Below are 21,821 nucleotides of genomic sequence, written 5' to 3' on the forward strand. Positions count from 1 at the left end.
TGATGACTCTTATTACGAGGCAAATTAAGTTTGAGGCTCAGCTCAGAATAAGAGTCATCATGTCCGGTCTAACAAACTTTTTCAGATATCGCAGTAGATAATCTTCTATAAAAAATACTATCATTTCCTTTCGTTTTATATGAGTTTTTCCAGAAGTTTCTAGAGAATAGCCGTAACCAGTTAGAGCCTCTCCTGCTATGGATTCAAATATTTCAATTTCTCTGGTTTTAAATTTGCTTTTAAAAACACCAATTTTTTGAGATGATATAGATTTGTTCAAAGAGTCATGAAGAGTAGCAGCCTTAAGATAATGATGTTTTCTTACTGTCTCAGGGATATCCTGAACAACCTCACTATCATCCTCACTATAATCTTCTCCAAGAAATTTAAATATTTTTGACAGTTCTTTTTTGGGATTTTTAACTAGATTTTCATAATGAACTTCTAGAAACTCATGAGAATTAATAGTCTTCTTGAATTCTTGGAATGATAGAATATATTTTTTCCAGCGATGGGCTATGCCATAGATACTCTTTGGTCCAATCAAAACCCTACTCAATGACTCAGCTACATCCCTACCATCACGGATAATATGGATGATTCTTGATTGGGGAAATAGTGCCTTGATCTGTTTCAAGTACATGGCATGTTGCGGCGTCTTATCTCCCCATTTACTTTTACCTTCCCGTTCGGCATAAAGCTCAAAAAGCCTTGAAATAACACCCTTAACCGAGCGTTCCTGAAGCTTGCTACAAAAAGCTGGTACTGATATTTTTAAACCCCACAGCTTGATTGGTTCATCGTTTAAAATGTCCTTAACAAACAGTTTTAAGTTATAATTTTGGCTAAGATCTCCATAATCATCAAAACTTTCGGAAAAGCGCGGAAATATATGACTTTCTGGAGGTATACAAATATCCGGATGTGCATCCATTAGCACCTGTAGCAAAGTTGTGCCCGAACGCGGACAACCTACGATAAAAAATGGTGTTTCTGTTGAGGTTTCTTTCATTTTTTATCTCCTCTTTGCATAAGAACGGAAATTGAAATTGGGGTTTGCACCAACATGTACAGCACTCTGTTGAATCAACCCATCATACCATCCTTGGAGATGCTCAAGTTGATTACTCGGCAGACTCAGGCTTTCGTGAACCACGCACCTGTGCTGGCACACCCATCGCGATCGCGTATGCTGGAATGTCTTTGGTTACTACTGCACCCGCACCGACTATTGCACCTGTACCAATAGTTACCCCATCCAAAACAATCACATGTGCTCCTAGCCAGACATCATCACCGATGTGTACACCACCCTTAGTTGCTAGTGGTTGTTGGACAATTGGGATGTCAGTACGATCAAATTGGTGACTAACACCACCTAAATAGCAACGACCAGCGAAAATGCAGTGCTGACCAATATGGACTTCGGTAGTCGAGTCAATGCGGCACTCTGCACCAATATTGGCATGGGCACTGATAAAAATAGAGCCAGCACGGGTCTTGAGTTGAGCCGAGCGACCAATTTGCACCCCATCACTAATCTCAATCCGCTCATCTTCAAAACCCCTTACGGACAGTACTGCATAGTCATCGAGTACCACATTGCTACCCAGGTGAATACGACCCGGTGCACGCAAGGTGAGGTGATGACCGAAGAGTGCATTTTTACCCACACTACCGAATAACTGCGGGTATAAGATGCGCCGCAGCCCTAGCCCAAGAGCACCAGGGAGTTGACCTACCAGCAGCGTCAGCAGTTCATATTGTAGAAGTCGCCTCCAACTACGATCACCTAAGACTAAATCCTGATACTTTTTTATAAACGAGCTTTTACTATCAGCTGAGACAGCGCTGAAGCGAAACTGTTCATGTTTACTAGTCATCACCATTTTCTCCGTATTTGTTCGTCACTTCCATCGGTACTCCCTCACGGATGGGGCTACCATCACTGACGAACGGATAAAGTAGACTACCAATTCCAGCATGGAACAGGGTCTTTGCTCTCAACAGCAATGCCGTTGAAAATGCTAGTGCAGGGGTAGCACCTACCAACCCAAGAGTGAAGCTGTAGGCAAACTCCATCAGACCAATACCTCCAATCGAGATTGGTAAGTTCATGATAAAGAGGATAACTGGCACTGCTACGAGCATGCTGACAAAATCGATCTTGGAGCCGAAGGCAAGTGCACTAACCCAGACATTCATGACCGCTAAGAAGTAGAAGATTAGAGAATTAATTAGAGCCCCCCAGATTGCCCCTGGGTCACTCTGATAGGCCAGCACTGCTTGCCGAAATTTCTCAATCTTGACGAAGAGTTTCTGCAGCAAGGGTACACGCCTTGCCAATAGCTTCTGGGTCAATCGGAATGGTCGTTGGTCAATAATCAACCAGCAGATCAATGCAATGCCTATTGACCCGATGGCAAGGCCAATAGTCAACCAGGGCAGGTTGAACAGGTGCAGGTTGACCACTACTGCCACCATTGCTAACAAGACCAGGGTGGCCAAACCAGTGAAACGTTCCACAAAGACTGAGGCTACAGCATCGGCGTAGCGTCCAGTGTAGCGCCCTAGTTGATGCATCCGGACCACATCGCCCCCAATGCTGCTTGGCAGCACCAGATTGAAGAATTGACCAACCATATAGTAAGCAAACAGCCGCCAAAGATTAACTGGCAAGCCACGAGAGCGCGAAAGCATGTACCACTTGAAGGCGCTAGATAGATTAAGCAACAGCCCAAACCCAATCGATGCCAACAAAAATGGTGGTTTGACGTGAACGAAGGTGTCTAACAAATCCCGCCGTCCGTCAGCGCTGAACAACCCTGCCTTGTGAACAACATATACTAATAGTGCAGTTGTGCCAGCAATGCGGACAAAACGTAGTGTCGAGTTTTTCGGCATTCCAAGAGCTTGTTAAAGATTTTTCATTGGTAATTTGTCATTTGTAATTAGTAATTAATAATTGGTAATTAGTAATTGGTAATTGGTTTACTATCTACTATTACCAGATTGAGGTTTTGGAGTTTTGCTCATGTATACTGATCATTAGATTTACCTTACTTACTTGATGTCAATTATTTATTGGGTATCCAAGGCAGGGTCTTGTTTTTGCCTTTTTTTTGCTTGTTTGCGTAAGCGCCGTGCAGCCTTGAAGGCTTTGTAGCGCATTTTCACTGCTGTAAACACTTCCCCAAACCGTGAGAAAAAGATGGCCAGCATCAACTGGCGCATCCATTTGCGCTTAGAGAAAATAAAGGTAGCCTGACGCAAACCCTCGTGACGGTGGTCTTCTTTAGTTGGTGGGGAAATCGGTAAATGGTACTGGGGTGCAGATATTCCCTGGGCTTCACGCCACTGGATACGCACGAAGGGAGAGACACGTTTGTCACGGTAGAGGTGATCAAAACTGGCTTCCACTTCCTGCTTACCTAAAGGCATAGCGGTAATATAGCCCGATTCACGCATCTGTTGTAAAATCTTTTGACCACGTTCCGTGCGGCACATGACCATGCTTGTACCTTCCGGGTGTAGGTACTCGCCATCCTCACCGCGCACCCAGAAGTCGGAAACTGAAATATCCGCAAACTCAGCACTATAGTCAGGACACATCAGGCAACGCTGGGGTGTATAGAGATGGTAGAGGTAATTATAGGCACCATCCTTGTAATCAAACCTGTGCAGGTCGAGGCGCTGACCGTCGAGGGTTTCGATCTGAAACTTGCCAGGGAAGTTACCACCACGATAGAAGAAGCGCTTGATCTTCTCTTGGGGAAGACGACGGTGGGATAGCAACTCAGTAGTACCTTCTTTTTCTAGGGTGCCGTGGCAAGCTAAGCCAATGGTGAAGATTTCCCGACGTACCAAAGGCTTATAGACCTTCTCCAATTTGCGTAAACCCTCAATCTGACAGCCTACACCGACAAAGGCAAACTTGCCTTCCAGTTTTTTGACGTCACGTATGACTTTGGCATGGGGTACAACACAATACTTGGAGCCAGCCGTGGCGCGAATTTCTGCCTCGGTGCGGCAAATCACAGGTGTGGGTGTGATGGGATCATCGGGCTCATAACCCACAGTCAGGGCAGCATCAATTATCCCTTCTTTGACCATACCAATCAGCAGTTGGGAAACGAGTCCACCACCACTACCTTCTGCCTGCACCTGGGGATTGTTAGCAAAAGTCAAAAAGGCGCTCTCGTAAATGCCACCAAGCCCCTCTGGTGCCTGCTCAACGCCGAACATTTTCTTATACTGAGCAGTGTAGTCAAAGTCTATACCGGGACAAACTTTTACACAGAGTCCACAGTCAACACAGGTTTTAGTATCAATAACTGGGTATCGGTGTTCGTCAAAGGAAATGCAGTCTACAGGGCAGATGGGATCGCAAGCACCGCAACGGGTACACAGATCCTTGGGAACCACATACAATGGCTCAGTCTGCTGCTGTTTGTGAAGTGGCAAATAGCCATCTTCAGACATGCTTAATTCTGTTGCCTTCGATTTTTTCAAATAATTTTACCTCTCTGTACTCAAAGGATGAGTAGACAATGGCTCAAGCGGTAACTTGCACCTCAGATTGCTGCCTCTGGGCCAACAATTGGCTCACCAGTTCAACGCTACTGCGGGCTTTAGCTTGCTCCCGCTGCACCAGTGGTGTCATGGCCGCTCGCGTTTCATGGCGCTGTTCCCAAGCAGACTTAATTAAATTTGTCAAGGTGTTGGTGGTTAGTTCATCAAAGTTGATCAACCAGTTGTCCTGACCAATGGTTTTCATGAAGCCTGCTGTTTTAGGGTAGGAGTTAATGGCCACTACAGGGGTGAGAACTCCTGAAGCCAAAATTACGGAATGAGTCCGCATCCCCACATGGACTTCTACCCGCTGTAGCAAGCCAGCAATTTCCTGGTAGGTGTAAGTAGCATTACTGATTACCCGGATGCGATCGCGTCGCTTGACATACTTCAAACTCTCGTTGGTAATCTTGGTATCCATCACTTGGGTGATGGTATACATAATCTCAATGTCTAATTCCTCAATCAGTCGGTCGAGAGTAGACCCGATTGCCTGCAAAAAGCGTTCGCGCCCAAAAGTCTTGTTATCCTTGCGCCAGTTATCGATGTAGGCATTGATATTGAAACCAATAGTGCCTTTCGGATTTTTGAAAAGCCCCTCTTTGCCTATGATCTCCTCCATGCGTTCTGTTGGTGGCGGGGTAGTGTTGATGGCGCAATCCGCATTGATGTAAACGTCCTGGTAATTCAGTTTCTGTTGGTCAAGCAGTTGCTTTGATTGCTGATCTCGCAGGATCAGCATTGGGCTAGCATCAAGAACTCTTTGCAAAGCATACTTGCCCAGTGATGTAGTAATTGGTCCTAGACTGGCGTTGTAAAGTGCGATCGCAATACCGCGTGCCTTACAAGCTGGGGCGATTAAGGAAATTGTGGAGAGATAGTTAAACAGTGGGTTGAGTAACTTGCGATCAAACAGAATGTTATCGGTTACTAGCACCAGATCAGCTTGCAACATTGCTCGGAAAGTTGGCAAACCAAAAATCTTAATAGCACCATTCCAAGGCATTAATCCAAGTGCCTTGAGATTGTGGTGGCCAAAATGGCGTTTGACGAAGCGTGGGTTGAGAGTTGGTACTATAAACAACGCATCGGGATGTGCTGCAGCAATATCATCGAGCAGATTGCCTAAAATAGCAGCATCTCCTGCATTGCGACCTGAAAAGTTACCGAGAACTGTAATTTTTTTCATTTTTTCCTCAATCACTACCAAATTATTACGTTTTCACGGGATGAACGATACAAATAGTTGTGCCAAGAAGTTAGGAATCAGAATACTAATCAGGATTTACTCATTCAACTTACTCATTCAGTATAACCAGCCAGTTTTCACTGATTGAATACCCATTAACCCAAATCAAAGAGATATCCATCCTTGGTCAAGATACCATTGGGCTAATTCCTTTAACCCTTCTTCATCGGAATGGACAGGCACAAACCCCAGTAAATTTATCATTTTGGCTGTGTTAAAGGAGCGGTCTTTCGTATAAAATGCTAGCCGTCTTCTATAAATAGGTGGTTCTATACCCAGGGGACGACAGATGAATTCCAAAAAATCCCCTAAGGCAAACAGTGGCGCAGCTGGCAAACTAATAAATTTAAAGGAAATTCCATAGTATTCACTAATAATAGAGACCATTTTTTGGAAAGTAATCGCCTCCTTACTGCCACAAATAAAAACTTCTCCCACTGCTTTAGGATGGGTTGATGATAGCAGAAAAAAATTGGTCAAATCATCAACATGAATTAAGTGCAGTAAGTTACTGCCATTGCCAATTATTGGTATCCACTTACGGCAAACCATTTTGAAAATTTTCAAAAACCGTTTCTCCCCAGGACCATAGATTCCTGAGGGTCGAACCACAGTGACTGGTAAGCCTTCCTTTTTAGCAAAATCTCTGATCCACAGTTCACCCTCTAGTTTGGTTTCTTGATATATATCTCCAGGATTCATTGGACAATTTTCATCACCAGGAGGATTTTCGACATGACCATGAACACCAATTGTTGAAACGTGAACAAAACGCTTAAAATCGGGTTCTTCTAAAGCGTATTTGGCTAGCAATTGTGTGCTTAAAACGTGGACATTATAGTAAACATTGTCAGCAGATTTTGCTTCTCGAAAAGGAGTTACAATATGAAATATATAATTAACTCCTTTTATGGCTTTTTTGATTAACTCTTCATCAAAAACATCCCCTCTAATCCATTCAACTTTAAGGTCATTGAAAGGCTCAAGTTTAGAACTAGGACGTGCAATAGCGACGATATCTAAACCTTGTGCCACTAATTTACGTACAAGAACTGAACCTGTAAACCCTGTAGCTCCAGTCACTAAGACGCGACTGCCAGTTGGGAGTTTGAATTGAGGATCTTCCATATTCTACTTTCTGAGCTAACCTAAAAAATATTGGAATTTCACCAAGCAAGTTTATACAATTAATTTTAATCGGCATCTGGCTTAAGTCTTGGTAAGCTTTAAAATTACTGGTGAACCAAACAAATTAGTCAAGCCTGATAGTCGAGCTAACTTCTCCATAAATGAAGAGAAGCTAGGATATTTTAAAGCACGATGCAGTACCATAGGCACAAAGAATTGAGGATAGCGCTCAGCTTTGCTCAGACCAATAGATTTAAAAAATTCTAGAAGCTCATGTTCCTGATAACAGATAAACTCTCGTGTATTTCCTTCCAACCCTTTCTTGAACTTAAATAGATAGGGGGCAATAGCATTTACGCTCCTCACTGTAGGATAGTCTAGGATGACAGCTTGCTTTGCTACTCGATTTAGTTCTGTTAAAAAAGACTGCCATTGAGTGACATGAGCGAGGAATCGATAGCTGATCACAACATCAAAAGCTCCATCTGGGTAAGGTAGATCCAAAACATTGCCCACCTTGAAGGAACAAAGATTAGCATCAAGAAAATTCTGAATCCTCCCCTTACAGACATCCGCACTACCAAGCACAGTTAGTTGATAACCATTTTGAATCAGAGCCCCTGTGAGTTGACCATGTCCTCCTCCCACATCAAGGATGGTGGCTTTAGGATAAGGAGTCAGCATTTTCAAGGTTGCCTCTTCCTGGACTTTCAGTAGCCAAGCCCCAATTTCCCCGGCAAAACGGGAGGCATAATCATCAGAAGATGTTTCGATATCGGCTGTTTCGGGAAAATCACCTGTAGAAACCACTGTTAAATTCCTTTAGTCATTTGTTTATTTTTAATTGCTATTTTTTTTAGACCGAATTGCTAATTGGTTACGAATAAATCGCCAGGGGTTTTCTAGAGAACCATACCCCTGAATAGGTGTCAGGGGATTGAGGAGCATTTCCTTGATATCTTTTCCTGGTTCTTGATTACTCAAGGAACCCTGGATAGTAAATCCAAAACTTCCAGGACGACAATATTCAGAAGCCAAAGGAAGTGGATCGCTTCCTGGTAATATCCGCCATCCTTTTTTCTCTGCTTGTTTGAACAAAACTGGTCGTGACCAGAATACAGGACGTCCACCATTGTCTCCTAGAAAAAGCTTGGGAAAATTATTGTCTTCCAAGAGCTTATTTAATAGTTTTCCCCGATTTCCGATCCATTTACCAACTCCCCAGGGTAGTATAGGGATTCCCCCAGCGGAAAGGATTGCTCTAATCGTTACGTCTAAGGGTAAACCATCTTCAAGGTTTTGGTCAGTGATCAAGGCTAATACTTCCAGGTTTTCCGCTGTCACAATTTGGCGACCAGCAATTAAGAACATTCCTTGCCCTAAGGCGTTACAGGTATATAAGGATAAATCTTCCTGGGTACGGTGGAACATCCAAGTTTTTCCCTGGCTTACCCTAGACTGATTATTGTTTTGAGCTAAATCAGCTAACTTCTTATACCATTTTTGATGCTCTATTTCTGTCAATAACAATACAGCCTGAAAATTTTCTCCATCACCTGCTTGACCAGAAAATTGCTGGAAATTTTCCCAAGCTGAGGTCAGCAGTTGATCGATATCAAAACAGTCATGAAGGTGAACGTGACCATCAATTAGGATTAATTGATGGTTTTGAGCGGTAGCTACCATGGATTTCTGTTAGAATTTCCCTGATTTCCATAAACTGGTGCTGCTTCCAGCAGATTCAGCTAAAATCTTGGACCAAAACCTCAACGGATCTTCTGGGCTAAACTTACCGGACCGTTAAGGGTTTCAATTCCAATACTTTTCTCCTGACTTAATACACCTCCAACATTAAAAATGTGATTCACCTTGTCTAACTCTAGCTCTATTTGTGACCGACTCCATCCTAATTCCGCCCCCATCACCTCAGCACAGATTCTGAGGGCCTCGTTTCCGGGATGACCAGCACTACCCAGTTCCGTCCGCCGGAACACCACATCACCTAATGTTTGAGCCATTTCCTCAACAACCCCATACAAGACTTCAGCTTTGAGTACAGCTAAATCATCAGTAGGTGTACAGGAGTGATCTGATCCTCGCTCCAAATATAGCAGTACATCTTGATAGGCACTACCGTAGTTATACACGAGGCGGCCCATTACCTCCTGCCCCAGTCCATAGGGTTGCTTAAAGATTTCCCTCTGCAAAAACACTTCAAATTGTTCGATGTGTCCACCGTAAATTGGTGTAACTGATGACAGGGACTTGGGAGGCTTTTGCCCCCATGACCGAAATACCTGGTTAACGACTTTCTCAGCCACATCTCTGGCAGTGGTATATTTCACCCCAACCACCGAGATCAATCCTGGCAATTCTTCTTTGGCATGATCGAAGATTTGATAGTTTTTAGCCAGTTGTGGCTCTCCGGTCTCAGTAATGCCAGTTCTAGGAAGCAAGCCACCATGGACGAAGGCGACATCGGCTTGGTTGAGTTTAACCGATGGCCATGCTTGGTTGATGTCATCGAGTAGGTTTTGAATATCCTGTTCAGTAATCTTGAAGTTATCCGGGTCTTGATCCCAAACAGCATAGGATGTACCGACCAGGGATTTACCACGCCAGGGCGCAATAAATAGTAAGCGAGACCCCTTGTTAACTATGGCATCGGAGTCACGATAGGAGTATGGCGTGGAAATACCCACAGCATAGCTTTGGCAGAGGGGACGGCGAATCACCAGGTTCATGGCTTTGGCAAGGGGAACTCTGGGTTGCTGCTGGGGTTGCTGCTGGGGTTGGTTTAGTAAACTTAACACCCGATTTGTCCATGGTCCGCTGGTGTTGACCACAGTCTTGGCGCGGATGTCGAATTGATTCCCAGTTAACACATCTTGCCCCTGAATACCCGTAACCCGATTTCCAGCTTGGAGAAATCCAGTCACTTCTACGTAGTTAGCCACCACTGTCCCAGCTTGCTCAGCTGAGCGTAGAAAAGAGAGGGTCAACCGTTCAGAGTTGTAGACCTGAGCATCATAAAAGACTGCTGCTCCAGTTAGCCCTTCCTGGGGAATTCCTGGAAGCAGCTGCTGACACTCTTGCTTAGAGATTACCCGACCATTGGATATGTGTTTTTGGGGATCGAGTTGGCGATTGCGATCGCAACTGATCAGGTCATTGATAGCAAGTGCCACAGATAGCACTTCTTTTCCCTTCATGCCATGGCCGTAGGTGGGAATCAATACTGGTAATGGATGAACTAAGTGAGGCGCAATCCGCATTAAACTGGTGCGTTCATGAATGGATTCACGCATCCTTTTAAGGTCAGCATGCTGGAGATACCGTAATCCTCCGTGGATAGTCTTCAAACTATTAGCAGAGGTAGCGCCACCGAAATCAGCTTTTTCTACCAAGGCTACTGACAATCCCCTGAGGGTTGCTTCCCAAGCTACGCAAGCTCCATAGATGCCACCACCGATCACTAATAGGTCGTAAGAGTTTCTGGCTAACTCTACTAGGTTCCTTTTCATTACTTGTCTTACACTAGGTGCTTACGCTATATGCTCTACTAACTCGTGATGTAGCCAATCATAAAGACTGTTTAATTTTTGCCGAAAAGCCGCATAAGTATGCCTTTTTTCAATCAATTTCTTGCCAGCACTGCCCAGCCTCAGTCGTAGCTTTTCATCAGCGATCAGAGCCACCATTCCCTCCGCGAAAGCTTTGGCATCTGGGCTCCTCAGCAGAGCAACGTGATTGTCTAGCAACTGGGTATGGGTTGGCAAATCTGTGGCTAACAAGACTTTACCACTATCGAGATAGGAGTAGAGTTTCATCGGGGTATTTTTACCCTTAGTTCTCGGAGAGACTAAAATATCAGCTTGCTCCAGATAGATAGCCAGATCATCAACTGGTTTCGGTCCTAAAAAATGGACATGTTGTTGCATGCCAAGACAGTGAGACTTATTCGTGTATTTCCGAATGTCGTCCGCTTCTCCACCGATAATGACTAACTCAGCCTGATCAGTCTGCTCAAGGGTCAACGCAAAGCTGTCTAGAAGTAGGTCAATCCCCTGATAAGTCTCCAGATTGCCTACATACATCAGGAGTAGATTATCGATTGCTAGCTCACGTCTCAAATTACTATACATAGTACTATACATAGTTACACCAATGTTGAATCTTGAATTTGAATCTTGAATTTGAATCTTGAACTTGAAACTGTTGAATTTTTCAGCAACAATTTACAATAAACTGCACATTTTTACGATAATTATCTTTCTTTACAAAATAAAACGTAGTCTTAGGGCATCCTAACAATAGGTTTTGTTTATCATTAACAATTATTAGTTAATTTCTTATCCTCCAATTCTAAAGTCTAGAGGGTTTCAATATTTAGTCTAACTTTAAATACTTTTTAGGAATTTGTTAAAAATTAGAGTTAAGCAAGGATATATCTGGAATAACTACAGTTTTTCTGGGCTTGTACTTTTGAATATCTGCTGCCAAAGCATCGCAAACTGAAACCACGACTTTGGCATTCTTCACAGCCAGTCCTTCAAAAAAGTTGAATATTGACGAAAAAATATGTAGCAAAGGATACTTTTCAATCATTTGTTGGGCTATAGATGAATCCATGTCATAGATATAGGGAATCTTACACAGGATTTTGAGCCCTAAACCAATAAAGACGGATTCTTCTCCAGCATGAACCAAATCGTAGCGTTTCTTAGTCACTAGGCGAATTACAGCAAGCAACATGAAAACATCACAGACGATTTTCTTCCAGGAGAAGCCTGGTCGTATATTCCGAACCCAAGGAAGCTTAGGGGTTCGGTATATCTTGATATTTTCATAATTGATGTCACGCCCTTCAGGATAAGTCACGACATCAACTTTGTCTCCCCGTTCAGAAAGCACTTTCAAGACCAGGTTGACTGCGATGGGTGTGCCACGATTCTGATAAAACGGATGAGGAGCGAGCAATAGAATGTTCATCCTACTGACATTTCGTTGATCATAGGAGACTGGTTTATTATCCCAGACAGTCCATTTATCCCTGCTGCTTTTGACCTCAAGCCGATCTCTAAGCCGATTAGTTTTGCTCTTTAAATACACGTTGATCTCCCCCTATGTTATTCAAAGCACCCTGAGCAAGAGCGCCCGCTTTCCAAGCCAGCTTGATTAAAGCTTCACTATTGCTCAGTAATTTTACGGTAGAGCTTAAAATAATTTAACAATAACCAGTGGTTAATTTCAGCTATGACTAACAGCCTTCACTGAGCAAGAATGTATGACTCAATGGTAAACACCGATATAAATGGATTAAATAATTGTTTAACTAGAAACTAAAACTGCTCCTAATTTATTCCCTGAGGATGAACCTTACTGCACAAATAAGTGTTATGCAGAACTGGTTTTAAGGGATTTTTTCTCCAAAAAAATTCTCTTTTAATTAAACCCTAAACAAATTATACAAATCAACGAGTAATCTGGAGCTTAATGAAATCTTGATGAGAAACTTCATATAATCTTTAAAAATTGCCAATCTTCAAGAAATCCCTTTGGTTGGTGGCTAAGCTAATATGCATTTAAATTTGAGTACGAGCCACTTGTGCAAAAGCTGGTCTAGCATCTGAGCATCTCCCGATCTCCCCATCCTCATAAGGGTAGGTTTTTTACAAAGACCTTAGGTGTGGGGTGACCGGGTGTGGGGTGACCGGGTGTGGGGGATAAGAAAATATACCTAATTTGTTGTTAAAAATCATCATTGTCTTGATGGAACTGCCGTGGTTTCCCCCACTCGCGCTCTGGTACTTGACAATATTTCCCCCACTCGTGCTCTGGATAAAGACAATAAAAGTACGTACTCGCCCAAATGTAAAAAACCTACCCCTGTGAGATCTCCCCATCTCCCCATCTCCCTATCTCCCCAAAGCACCCCCATTCACAATTTAAATTGTGAATGGGGGCTGATGATACTTTGGTTAGCCACTAACCAACTGGATTTCTAAGTGATATCACTAAGGTTGCTCAACATTAGAGGACACCACTTCTCTGACCCGATAAATCGGTCTTCCCTGAGATTCGTGGTAAGTACGCATCAGTAGTTCCCCCAGTAGACCAAGACTAAACAGTTGTACACCAGTCGAGATCAAAAGTACTGCCAAGATCAGTAAAGGCCGATCCCCGATTTCTTGATTCAGTCCTAGCTTGAGAATGGTCAGATAAGCCCCAATGATTATGCCCGTGCCTAGGGAACTCAGACCTAGTAATCCAAATACATGCATGGGTCGGGTGAGGAATTTCTTCATGAAGAAGATGGTCAACAAATCCATTAGCACCCGGAACGTTCGCCCCAGACCATACTTGCTACTACCATAGCGACGAGCATGGTGACGCACGGGTAACTCGGTAATTCTTGCCCCCTCAATAAATGCCAAGGCTGGTAAAAACCGATGTAACTCACCGTAGAGGTTCATGTCCGCTACCAATTCCGAGCGATAAGCTTTCAGAGAACAGCCATAGTCATGGAGTTTAACCCCAGTGGTGCGTGCAATCAGCCAGTTGGCAATTTTGGATGGCAGTAAGCGAGTTACAGCCGCATCCTGCCGATGTTTGCGCCAGCCACTAACCAAGTCATAGCCTTCCTCAAGTTTGACAAGCAGCATGGGAATGTCAGCTGGATCATTTTGTAGGTCACCATCTAAGGTAACAATGGCACGACCCCGAGCATAATTAAACCCAGCTGCCATGGCAGCTGTTTGACCATAGTTACGACGCAAAATTACCCCTCGCACATTAGGGCGGGAGAGGACTTGCTCCTTGAGCAGTTGGGTGGAACCATCTGTAGAGCCATCATCGACACAAATCAGCTCATAGCTGAGCTGAGTATCGGTTAAGCTGGATGCGATCGCATCAATCAGGTGGGGCAAACTCTCCACCTCATTGTAGATTGGTACCACCACTGATAGGTCTGGTGTGATGTTATTGCCAGACCAGTTCTGGGCATTTAATTGCCCTTGTTTAATTAAGGAAATTTCCATAGGATGCCCCAGGTTGAGTAATATCCAATCCGGTTTAAACTGTAAGCATATGTTATTGATTGTCTACTCTAACTTTTGGGGATATGTCAAGGGATTAGGCACATTTATAGACCAAATTCATCAATCTTTTAAAGTTGAAGGTTTGTTGAAGGTTTGTTGTTCGCGTAGCGTGGCCTTTTGGCCAAGGTTGTTCGCGTAGCGTGGCCTATTGGCCAAGGTTAAATGTTGAAGGTAAGCTTTCAGTCATCAGGAATCAGTAATCAGTTTGACCCGGTGGGTGGAACGGGCATCCTGCCCGTTACAATTTTCGGACGGGCTATCCCAACACTGGCAACCGCGACACAATCAGGGCGAGCCCTTCCCTAACGCACCCTACTGCTGACCGCTGACCGCTTACGATTCAACTGACTGTAAAATCCCATCTTCTAACTGATAAATTGCTGTCATAATCCCAGTTTCTGGATTGTTCAACAGAGATTTTTTGACCTGTTGTAAGTATCCTAATATATTGCTGCGTAAAATAGGTTTCTCTACTTTCAGGGTGTGACGGTAATCCCAAACATCCCAAATCAATAAACCGATACCAGCCAGGGGATCAATGATACTTGCTCCTAATTCAGTTGCCACTAAACCACCAGTTTTTGCGGCCATTTTGCTAGCGGCTTTGCCAGCTAGTTTGCTGCTAACTTTACTCGCTACTTTTCCTCCCATGGAAACCAGGATAGGTTTAGCTACCAAGTAACCACTACCGCCAATTAACAATTTCAGGGAAATATTGGATAGGTTTCCTTCCGTATCATTAATTGTGGTCGAAATTTCGTTAATATATCTATCCCACTGACCTTGAGTAATTTGATATTGGCTTTGGATGTCACTAAGATTGTTGCCCAACTCAGCCATATATAATTCAATCGTATCATTCGTGATTAGTTCCATCCTCATTTGAGCATTCTGAGGAACTAGTACTCGTTTAGAAAATTCTTTTTGGAATGTCTCGGTAAGTTTGGCGTCAATGGCTTGCTTGCCAGAGGGAAGGTTGGGATTGATTTGATGCATGATAGCCGACGCTCCCCACATAAACGGAACTGAAAGTTCCATCTTTTTTTGATTGAAATAATCAAAATACCAATCCAAAAAACTATCTACACGGGGGATTAACTCTGCTTCCCAAACATCTAACTCCTGGGCGGCAAAGGCTTCAGCACTGGCGTGAGATTGTTTGACGGCATCAGCAACTGCTTGATTAACTTTACTAAAGTCGGGATGAGGTTCAATAACAACTGTTGATTCAGCAGAGGGGGTAATTTGAGCCGGATTGCTCGAATGGGGGATGATAAGTTTGCTGACTAAGGGAATGAATACAATAATAATTACTAAAGTCCAAATCAGTGGAGCCACTGACTTAATCAGTTGGGTAAAGGCTTGGATGCGCTCTGTCTTTTGAGTATAAGTTACTTCCTCTTCCTGACTCATAGTGATTTCTCCACTGATTTAGGACTAGTATATTTTATACTATTGTAATCAATTTTTTGGTAAGCATTCAGCTATCAGCATTCAGCTATCAGCTATCAGCTATAGCCAAGGGAACAGGGAACAGGGAACAGGGAACAGGGAGCAGGGAGTAGGGAGTAGGGAACAGGGAACAAAAATTCGCACAATTCCTACACGGATTGCTATATCAGCTATCAGCTAATGCCCATGCTACTTGAGGTGCTATCAGCTATCAGCTAATGCGCTACTTGAGGTGCTACTTGAGGTGCTATCAGCTTGTGAATAAAAGAGGTAAGCTTTGGCCTTTGGCCACGCTACGTTAGGTCCGATGCGTCGAAGCCTGTGCCACAAACTAGAAGCCTGTGCCACAAACTAGAAGCCTGTGCCACAAAGCTGACGGCTGAATGCTGACGGCTGAATGCTGACAAGCTCACTGGCGATCGCTTAGATAATAGCGATTACCCAGGTACAAAGCTGCTGCTATAGCTAATCCTGGCAAGGTAATAACCGCTGCCCAAGGAGAGCGTAACCAATTCACTTGCTCAGCTCTTATGTAGTTAATGGACTTCTTGTACATACAAGATTCAGCTGGACTAACTGAACCCAACAAAACAGCACTGGCAATTCCAGTGGTTGATAGGAAAGCAATCAAGGTTAATTTGGGTTTGAGCATTGTTGAGATTCCCCGCTAGTGTTACTTGGGTAATTGTCCTTAGTCTAGCTTTGTTTATGCGATCGCAGGTTGTTCGCCCTTGGCGTTCGGTGTCGGGTAGGTTAGCTGGTTGTTCGCGAAGCGTGGCCTATTGGCCAAGGTTGCAGGTGATGTTTCCTATTCCCTGTTCCCTGCTCCCTGTTCCCTAAAAACCTCACCTAATTGAAAACCGCTATATTAAAAACCAAAGAGATATATCACGATCGATAATCATGGATACCATTACCCTAGACTTAAAGGGAATCGTTGAACTAACTGATGAGCAATTTTGGCAATTTTGTCAAGATAACCGTGACTATCGCTTTGAACGTACTGTATTGGGATAAATTGTGATCATGTCTCCAACTGGTGGAGAAACCAGCAATCGCAAGGCTGATCTGATTTATCAATTACAAGCATGGAATAGAAAGCATAATTTAGGGGTTGTTTTTGACTCTTCTGGTGGATTTAAACTACCTAATAATGCCGACCGCTCTCCTGATGCGTCATGGATAACTAAAGAAAGATGGGACACTTTGACTCTACAGCAAAAACAAAAGTTTGTGCCTTTGTGTCCTGATTTTGTGGTTGAGTTGCGCTCTCCTACTGATTCTCTCAAGAGATGTCTTGATGCAGTCGCTCATGGGGGAAACCACGGCAGTCGCTCATGGGGGAAACCCCCAAGACCGCGCTGCCTCCCCAAGACCGCGCTGCATCGCTACAAGCAAAAATGCAGGAGTATCAAGAAAATGGAGCCCGTTTGGGTTGGTTAATCGATCGGGAAAATAGACGAATTGAGAGTTATCGTCAGGGGAAACCAGTAGAAATTTTAGAATTTCCGACAACTCTATCTGGAGAAGAGGTTCTCCCTGGTTTTGTTTTGGATTTAAGCAGTATTTGGTAATTGGATCTAGGAAAGGGAATAGGGAGTAGGGAGTAGGGAGCAGGGAGTCGGGAGTCGGGAGTCGGGAATTGCGTAGGGTGGCTTAGAGACCGGCTCGCCAAAGATTGATAACGGGCAAGATGCCCATTCCACCAACATGCCCATGCCACCAACATGCCCATGCCACCAACATGCCCATTCCACCAACATGCCCATGCCACCAACATGCCCATGCCACCAACATGCCCATTCCACAGCAACATGCCCATGCCACCAACATGCCCATGCCACCAACATGCCTATGCCACCAACATGCCCATGCCACCAACATGCCCGTTCCAGCCACTGAAACTATAATAAAACAAGTATAAATTTACAACGTGACGTCATCGGTATGCCTACCTTAGATATAACAGTTGAGCAAGTCATCATGTTAGTAAAGCAATTACCTTTAGAGGGAAAAAAAGCTGTATTTAATGTACTCCAGAACGAATTAGAAGTTCAAGAAAATCCTTGGCTAAAATTGGCTGGAAAATATCAGGACGATTCACAATTTGAGGAAATGTTAGCTTACATCGAAGCTGAATGCTTACATAACGCTAAATAATAAAACTCCCACACTACTCCCGATTCCCAATTCCCAATTCCCAATTCACGATTCCCAATTCCCAATTCCCAATTCCCAATTCCCAATTCTAAATTCTAAATTCTAAATTCTAAATTCTAAATTCTAAATTCTAAATTCTAAATTCTAAATTCTAAATTCTAAATTCTAAATTCTAAATTCTAAATTCTAAATTCTAAATTCTAAATTCTAAATTCCCGATTCCCGATTCCCGATTCCCGATTCCCGATTCCCGATTTGACATTTTCATCCAATAGATAGTTGAGAGTCATCAGCTTTTTTCATTACTTTCCGTTCTGCTCTCAACTTCCGCAATCGCAGCGCAGAAGTCGAGGGGTTAAGTTGCTGTGCTTTCAGTTGTTGGTGACTCCACTCTAACCAGTCAGCAACATATTGGCTGACCATTTCTTTATTGTGTAGATAATAAAGAATAGTGGCGTAGACCTGTTCTAGATTTAGGGATGGATAAGTTTCGGCAATTTCTTCGGGAGTGCGGGCACGATGGATATAATCATAGAGAATAGTTTCTATTCCTATTCTTGTGCCTTTGAGCCGAATATCGTCCACACTGAGGAAGTTAAAATAGTCTTCTAATTGCATTTTTTTGATAGGAAAGGGAATAGGGAATAGGGAATAGGGAATAGGGAATAGGGAGTCGGGAGTCGGGAGTCGGGAGTAGGTAAGAGGAACCCACCCCTAACCCCTCCCAGGAGGGGAAGGTAAGAGGCAAGAGGCAAGAGGCAAGAGGTAAAAATCCTGTGTACCTCTTAGTTATGGAAAACGCTGTATTAGCTTATTAGCTAGTTACAATTAAGAATTTTATCATACTTTGATGATGTTGGGAAGGTTATTAAACCACAAGTATTGGGTGCATCTCAATGCATGAAATTAGGCAAAAATTATAATAAAATTTCCACACTTGCCATACTTCCCACACTCCCCGCGCCCCCGCCCCACACTCTTCCCGATTCCCGATTCCCGATTCCCGATTCCCGATTCCCGATTCTCAATTCTTAATTATCAATTCTTAATTCTTAATTCTTAATTATCAATTCTAAATTATCAATTCTAAAAAAAAATAGCCGTAGAAATACTATCCACAGCTATTTCAATGACCTATGTCAGAAGAATATCCGAAACTTTCGGATGTGATCCTATGCTATCAGACCAAACCCTTGGCCAAGGGGGGGAAACCCCCCCAGAAATTTAGCGCTGCATCGCTTATTCAAAAGCACCTCAAGTAGCGTGCGCATTAGCTGATAGCTGTTCGCGTAGCGTGCGCGTAGCGCTTAAACTGATAGCTGATTGCTGAATACTTACGTTATTGTTACCTTTTAAATAAAAAAAATGTCCTAAACTAGACTTACATTGCTATCATAATTTATCCATAATTGAGTGCATCAATCCCTAACACTAGTATTTGTAAATAAATGTCAAAAAAATAAATTACCCCTTGCATCTTTTTCAGGATTTATCTATACTATAGATATTGAGACTGAGACTAATAACCGCGCTGGTTAAAACCATTAAGCGAGGCCAGCGCGGTTTTCCTCCCACCTAAATAGGAGTTACTTCCATGATGGCAAAAATATCACAATTATCAATACAGCGGTTTGCAATTGCTGTTAGGTACAACGTCTGGGCTTTTAGGGAGCAGGGAGTAAGCAATAGGCAATAGGGCTATAAGGCTCAAGGGTTAACAATACACCAGACCAGGTAATCATTTATAACACACCAGTACCCATTTCTTCCTAACGAGTACTAATTTCTCACACACCAGTACTCGTTTACAAAAATCAGTACTGGTGTGTAACAAACGGGTATCGGTTTCTTCTTAACAAGTACTAGTTTCTCATTAACTAGTACTTGTTGCTAATAAACGAGTACAATTTTCTCACATGGCAGGACTGGTTAGGTGCATCTCAGTGTTGCAATTAGGTATAGCGCTACGCGCCAGTCAGCAAAGCTTGTCGGGTGGGCAAAAACCCTTTGGTTCTTTTAACAATTCTAGATAATATCATTTTGTTCACCCTACGCACTGAATTCTGACTTCTTAAGAAACGCTATAATGTTTCAATAACTATTGTATAGCAGTTGATGGCAATGCCTGACAATACATCTGATGCCCAACTTGACTTTCTCTTAGAGGTTATACAAGCAACCGCAGACAGTAATGTTGATCAGCAGGTAGTTTATCCATTACTGAAAGCAAATATCGACAAACTTAATCAGACGTTAGCAGAAAAATTGCGAGATTGGGCAACAAGTAAGCTGGCGGAAGCGGAAGCAGATGAAGCAAAATCCCTAGCAGCAGATATTGGCAATTTTAGCAATCTAATTCAGGAATTCCCCTTGGGTGACAAAGCCAGCACTATGGAAATTGCCATCACTGGCTATGAAGTGGCACTAACTGTTTTTACCCGTGAGAGGTTTCCTATTGATTGGGCAAGGACTCAAAACAATCTCGGTCTTGCTTACCGTATCAGAATCGAAGGTGAGAAAGCACAAAACCTAGAAGATGCGATCGCTTGCTACCAATTGGCTTTAGAAGTAATCACCCGTGAGGCGTTTCCTATTGATTGGGCAATGACTCAAAACAATCTCGGTAATGCTTACTTAGAAAGAATCGAAGGTGAGAAAGCACAAAACCTAGAAGATGCGATCGCTTGCTACCAATTGGCTTTAGAAGTACGCACCCGTGAGAGGTTTCCTATTAATTGGGCAATGACTCAAAACAATCTCGGTAATGCTTACCGTAACAGAATCGAAGGTGAGAAAGCACAAAACCTAGAAGATGCCATCGCTTGCTACCAATTGGCTTTAGAAGTACGCACCCGTGAGGCGTTTCCTATTGATTGGGCAACGACTCAAAACAATCTCGGTAGTGCTTACTTAGAAAGAATCGAAGGTGAGAAAGCACAAAACCTAGAAGATGCGATCGCTTGCTACCAATTGGCTTTAGAAGTAAGCACCCGTGAGAGGTTTCCTATTAATTGGGCATCGACTCAAAACAATCTCGGTGCTGCTTACTTAGAAAGAATAGAAGGTGAGAAAGCACAAAACCTAGAAGATGCGATCGCTTGCTTCCAATTGGCTTTAGAAGTAAGCACCCGCGACGCTTTTCCTATTGATTGGGCAAGGACTCAAAACAATCTCGGTATTGCTTACTCTGACAGAATCGAAGGTGAGAAAGCACAAAACCTAGAAGATGCGATCGCTTGCTACCAATTGGCTTTAGAAGTACGCACCCGTGAGAGGTTTCCTATTGATTGGGCAACGACTCAAAACAATCTCGGTATTGCTTACTTAGAAAGAATCGAAGGTGAGAAAGCACAAAACCTAGAAGATGCGATCGCTTGCTACCAATTGGCTTTAGAAGTAAGCACCCGTGAGGGGTTTCCTATTGATTGGGCAATGACTCAAAACAATCTCGGTAATGCTTACTTAGAAAGAATCGAAGGTGAGAAAGCACAAAACCTAGAAGATGCGATCGCTTGCTACCAATTGGCTTTAGAAGTACGCACCCGTAAAGCTTTTACCGAAGGTTGGGCAGGTACTCAAAACAATCTCGGTCTTGCTTACTCTGACAGAATCATAGGTCAGAAAGCACAGAATTTAGAACAGGCGATCGCTTGTTTCCAAAAGGCTCTTACAGTAAGAACCTTTGACGCTTTTCCCCAAAACCATGCAGAAACTTTATTCAACCTAGGGCTGACTTACAAAGGTAGTAACCAGTTTACTTTAGCTTACACCAAATTTAAATTTGCCATTGACACCGTAGAATCTTTGCGGGAGGAAATCGTTTCTGGTGATGAAAGCAAACGCAAGCAAGCAGAAGAATGGAACAAACTTTATAGGAGCATGGTAGAAGTTTGCCTAGAATTGAATAATATCACAGAAGCCATTGAATATGTTGAACGGAGCAAAACCCAGAATTTAGTTGACAAGATTCTCAGCCGTGACCTGAAAACCATCTTTCCTGTAGATGTTGTTACTAAACTAGAACAATACAGGATACAAATACCGCCAGCACAGAAGAGACGTATAAACTACCAAAATTACTGGAAACGCCACTCTTCCAAACTCCATTAATTTGCTAATCTTGATTTTACCAGACTGAAACCCCTCACTATTCCCAATCA

Annotated in this window: 21 protein-coding genes and 1 pseudogene; 5 read left to right on the forward strand and 17 right to left on the reverse strand. The window is 43.2% G+C overall.

Annotated features, from left to right (window positions below; all coding sequences use genetic code 11):
* Window positions 1-37: 37 nt before the first annotated feature.
* The 15 genes from F6J94_RS11415 to F6J94_RS11485 all read right to left on the reverse strand — a co-directional run bounded on the left by F6J94_RS11415 (window position 38) and on the right by F6J94_RS11485 (window position 16,153).
* Window positions 38-1,012: a sulfotransferase gene (locus F6J94_RS11415; RefSeq protein ID WP_293039950.1), complete on the reverse strand. Its 975-nt coding sequence runs from the start codon at window positions 1,010-1,012 to the stop codon at window positions 38-40.
* A 112-nt stretch (window positions 1,013-1,124) separates the two neighbouring features.
* A complete protein-coding gene (locus F6J94_RS11420; RefSeq protein ID WP_293039953.1) occupies window positions 1,125-1,883 on the reverse strand; it encodes a DapH/DapD/GlmU-related protein in 759 nt (252 codons plus the stop codon).
* A complete protein-coding gene (locus tag F6J94_RS11425; RefSeq protein WP_293039956.1) occupies window positions 1,876-2,904 on the reverse strand; it encodes a lysylphosphatidylglycerol synthase transmembrane domain-containing protein in 1,029 nt (342 codons plus the stop codon). The genes F6J94_RS11420 and F6J94_RS11425 overlap by 8 nt, the downstream gene beginning before the upstream one ends.
* A gap of 177 nt (window positions 2,905-3,081) precedes the next feature.
* Window positions 3,082-4,512 (reverse strand): Coenzyme F420 hydrogenase/dehydrogenase, beta subunit C-terminal domain, encoded by a 1,431-nt coding sequence (locus F6J94_RS11430; RefSeq protein ID WP_293018303.1) that lies wholly within the window; start codon window positions 4,510-4,512, stop codon window positions 3,082-3,084.
* Window positions 4,513-4,555: 43 nt separating this feature from the next.
* Complete coding sequence (locus F6J94_RS11435) at window positions 4,556-5,761, reverse strand: polysaccharide pyruvyl transferase family protein (RefSeq protein ID WP_293039959.1); 1,206 nt, start codon at window positions 5,759-5,761, stop codon at window positions 4,556-4,558.
* A 165-nt stretch (window positions 5,762-5,926) separates the two neighbouring features.
* Complete coding sequence (locus F6J94_RS11440; RefSeq protein WP_293039962.1) at window positions 5,927-6,949, reverse strand: NAD(P)-dependent oxidoreductase; 1,023 nt, start codon at window positions 6,947-6,949, stop codon at window positions 5,927-5,929.
* 81 nt (window positions 6,950-7,030) lie between these two features.
* A complete protein-coding gene (locus F6J94_RS11445; protein ID WP_293039965.1) occupies window positions 7,031-7,759 on the reverse strand; it encodes a class I SAM-dependent methyltransferase in 729 nt (242 codons plus the stop codon).
* 30 nt (window positions 7,760-7,789) lie between these two features.
* Entirely contained in the window at window positions 7,790-8,635 is an 846-nt protein-coding gene (locus tag F6J94_RS11450) for a hypothetical protein (protein WP_293039968.1), read from the reverse strand.
* 80 nt (window positions 8,636-8,715) lie between these two features.
* Window positions 8,716-10,473: a glycerol-3-phosphate dehydrogenase/oxidase gene (locus tag F6J94_RS11455; protein ID WP_293039971.1), complete on the reverse strand. Its 1,758-nt coding sequence runs from the start codon at window positions 10,471-10,473 to the stop codon at window positions 8,716-8,718.
* Between the two features lie 21 nt (window positions 10,474-10,494).
* Entirely contained in the window at window positions 10,495-11,106 is a 612-nt protein-coding gene (locus F6J94_RS11460) for a glycosyltransferase family 4 protein (RefSeq protein WP_293039974.1), read from the reverse strand.
* Window positions 11,107-11,371: 265 nt separating this feature from the next.
* Complete coding sequence (locus tag F6J94_RS11465) at window positions 11,372-11,941, reverse strand: glycosyltransferase (protein WP_293039977.1); 570 nt, start codon at window positions 11,939-11,941, stop codon at window positions 11,372-11,374.
* A gap of 769 nt (window positions 11,942-12,710) precedes the next feature.
* A complete protein-coding gene (locus F6J94_RS11470) occupies window positions 12,711-12,863 on the reverse strand; it encodes a hypothetical protein (RefSeq protein ID WP_293039980.1) in 153 nt (50 codons plus the stop codon).
* Window positions 12,864-12,966: 103 nt separating this feature from the next.
* Complete coding sequence (locus F6J94_RS11475; RefSeq protein WP_293018320.1) at window positions 12,967-13,989, reverse strand: glycosyltransferase family 2 protein; 1,023 nt, start codon at window positions 13,987-13,989, stop codon at window positions 12,967-12,969.
* 393 nt (window positions 13,990-14,382) lie between these two features.
* The gene (locus F6J94_RS11480) at window positions 14,383-15,462 is read right to left on the reverse strand and encodes a hypothetical protein (protein ID WP_293039983.1); all 1,080 of its coding nucleotides are present in this window, start codon (window positions 15,460-15,462) and stop codon (window positions 14,383-14,385) included.
* Window positions 15,463-15,910: 448 nt separating this feature from the next.
* On the reverse strand, window positions 15,911-16,153 hold the full coding sequence (locus F6J94_RS11485; protein ID WP_075898082.1) for a hypothetical protein: 243 nt from the start codon (window positions 16,151-16,153) through the stop codon (window positions 15,911-15,913).
* Between F6J94_RS11485 and F6J94_RS11490 the strand changes: the two genes are divergently transcribed.
* Window positions 16,153-16,341 (forward strand): hypothetical protein, encoded by a 189-nt coding sequence (locus F6J94_RS11490; protein WP_293039986.1) that lies wholly within the window; start codon window positions 16,153-16,155, stop codon window positions 16,339-16,341. The genes F6J94_RS11485 and F6J94_RS11490 overlap by 1 nt on opposite strands.
* Before the next feature lie 63 nt (window positions 16,342-16,404).
* Window positions 16,405-17,075 (forward strand): annotated as a pseudogene (locus tag F6J94_RS11495) (Uma2 family endonuclease).
* Window positions 17,076-17,081: 6 nt separating this feature from the next.
* Here F6J94_RS11495 and F6J94_RS11500 read toward each other — a convergent pair.
* Window positions 17,082-17,351, reverse strand: a complete 270-nt coding sequence (locus F6J94_RS11500; protein ID WP_293039989.1) for a hypothetical protein — start codon at window positions 17,349-17,351, stop codon at window positions 17,082-17,084.
* Between the two features lie 97 nt (window positions 17,352-17,448).
* Here F6J94_RS11500 and F6J94_RS11505 point away from each other — a divergent pair, with 97 nt between their 5' ends.
* Window positions 17,449-17,661 carry a hypothetical protein gene (locus tag F6J94_RS11505; protein ID WP_293039993.1) on the forward strand — a complete coding sequence of 71 codons (213 nt, stop codon included), beginning with the start codon at window positions 17,449-17,451 and terminating at the stop codon, window positions 17,659-17,661.
* Between the two features lie 264 nt (window positions 17,662-17,925).
* Here F6J94_RS11505 and F6J94_RS11510 read toward each other — a convergent pair whose 3' ends face one another.
* Entirely contained in the window at window positions 17,926-18,279 is a 354-nt protein-coding gene (locus F6J94_RS11510) for a DUF433 domain-containing protein (protein ID WP_293039996.1), read from the reverse strand.
* 282 nt (window positions 18,280-18,561) lie between these two features.
* On the opposite strand from F6J94_RS11510, the gene F6J94_RS11515 reads away from it, so the two are divergent.
* Both F6J94_RS11515 and F6J94_RS11520 read left to right on the forward strand, forming a co-directional pair.
* Window positions 18,562-18,696, forward strand: coding sequence for a hypothetical protein (locus tag F6J94_RS11515; protein WP_293039999.1), 135 nt, complete (start codon window positions 18,562-18,564; stop codon window positions 18,694-18,696).
* 1,080 nt (window positions 18,697-19,776) lie between these two features.
* Window positions 19,777-21,771 (forward strand): tetratricopeptide repeat protein, encoded by a 1,995-nt coding sequence (locus F6J94_RS11520; RefSeq protein ID WP_367142194.1) that lies wholly within the window; start codon window positions 19,777-19,779, stop codon window positions 21,769-21,771.
* Window positions 21,772-21,821 lie beyond the last annotated feature (50 nt).

Origin of the sequence: Moorena sp. SIO1F2 (genome assembly GCF_010672755.1) — a bacterium.
GTDB lineage: Bacteria > Cyanobacteriota > Cyanobacteriia > Cyanobacteriales > Coleofasciculaceae > Moorena.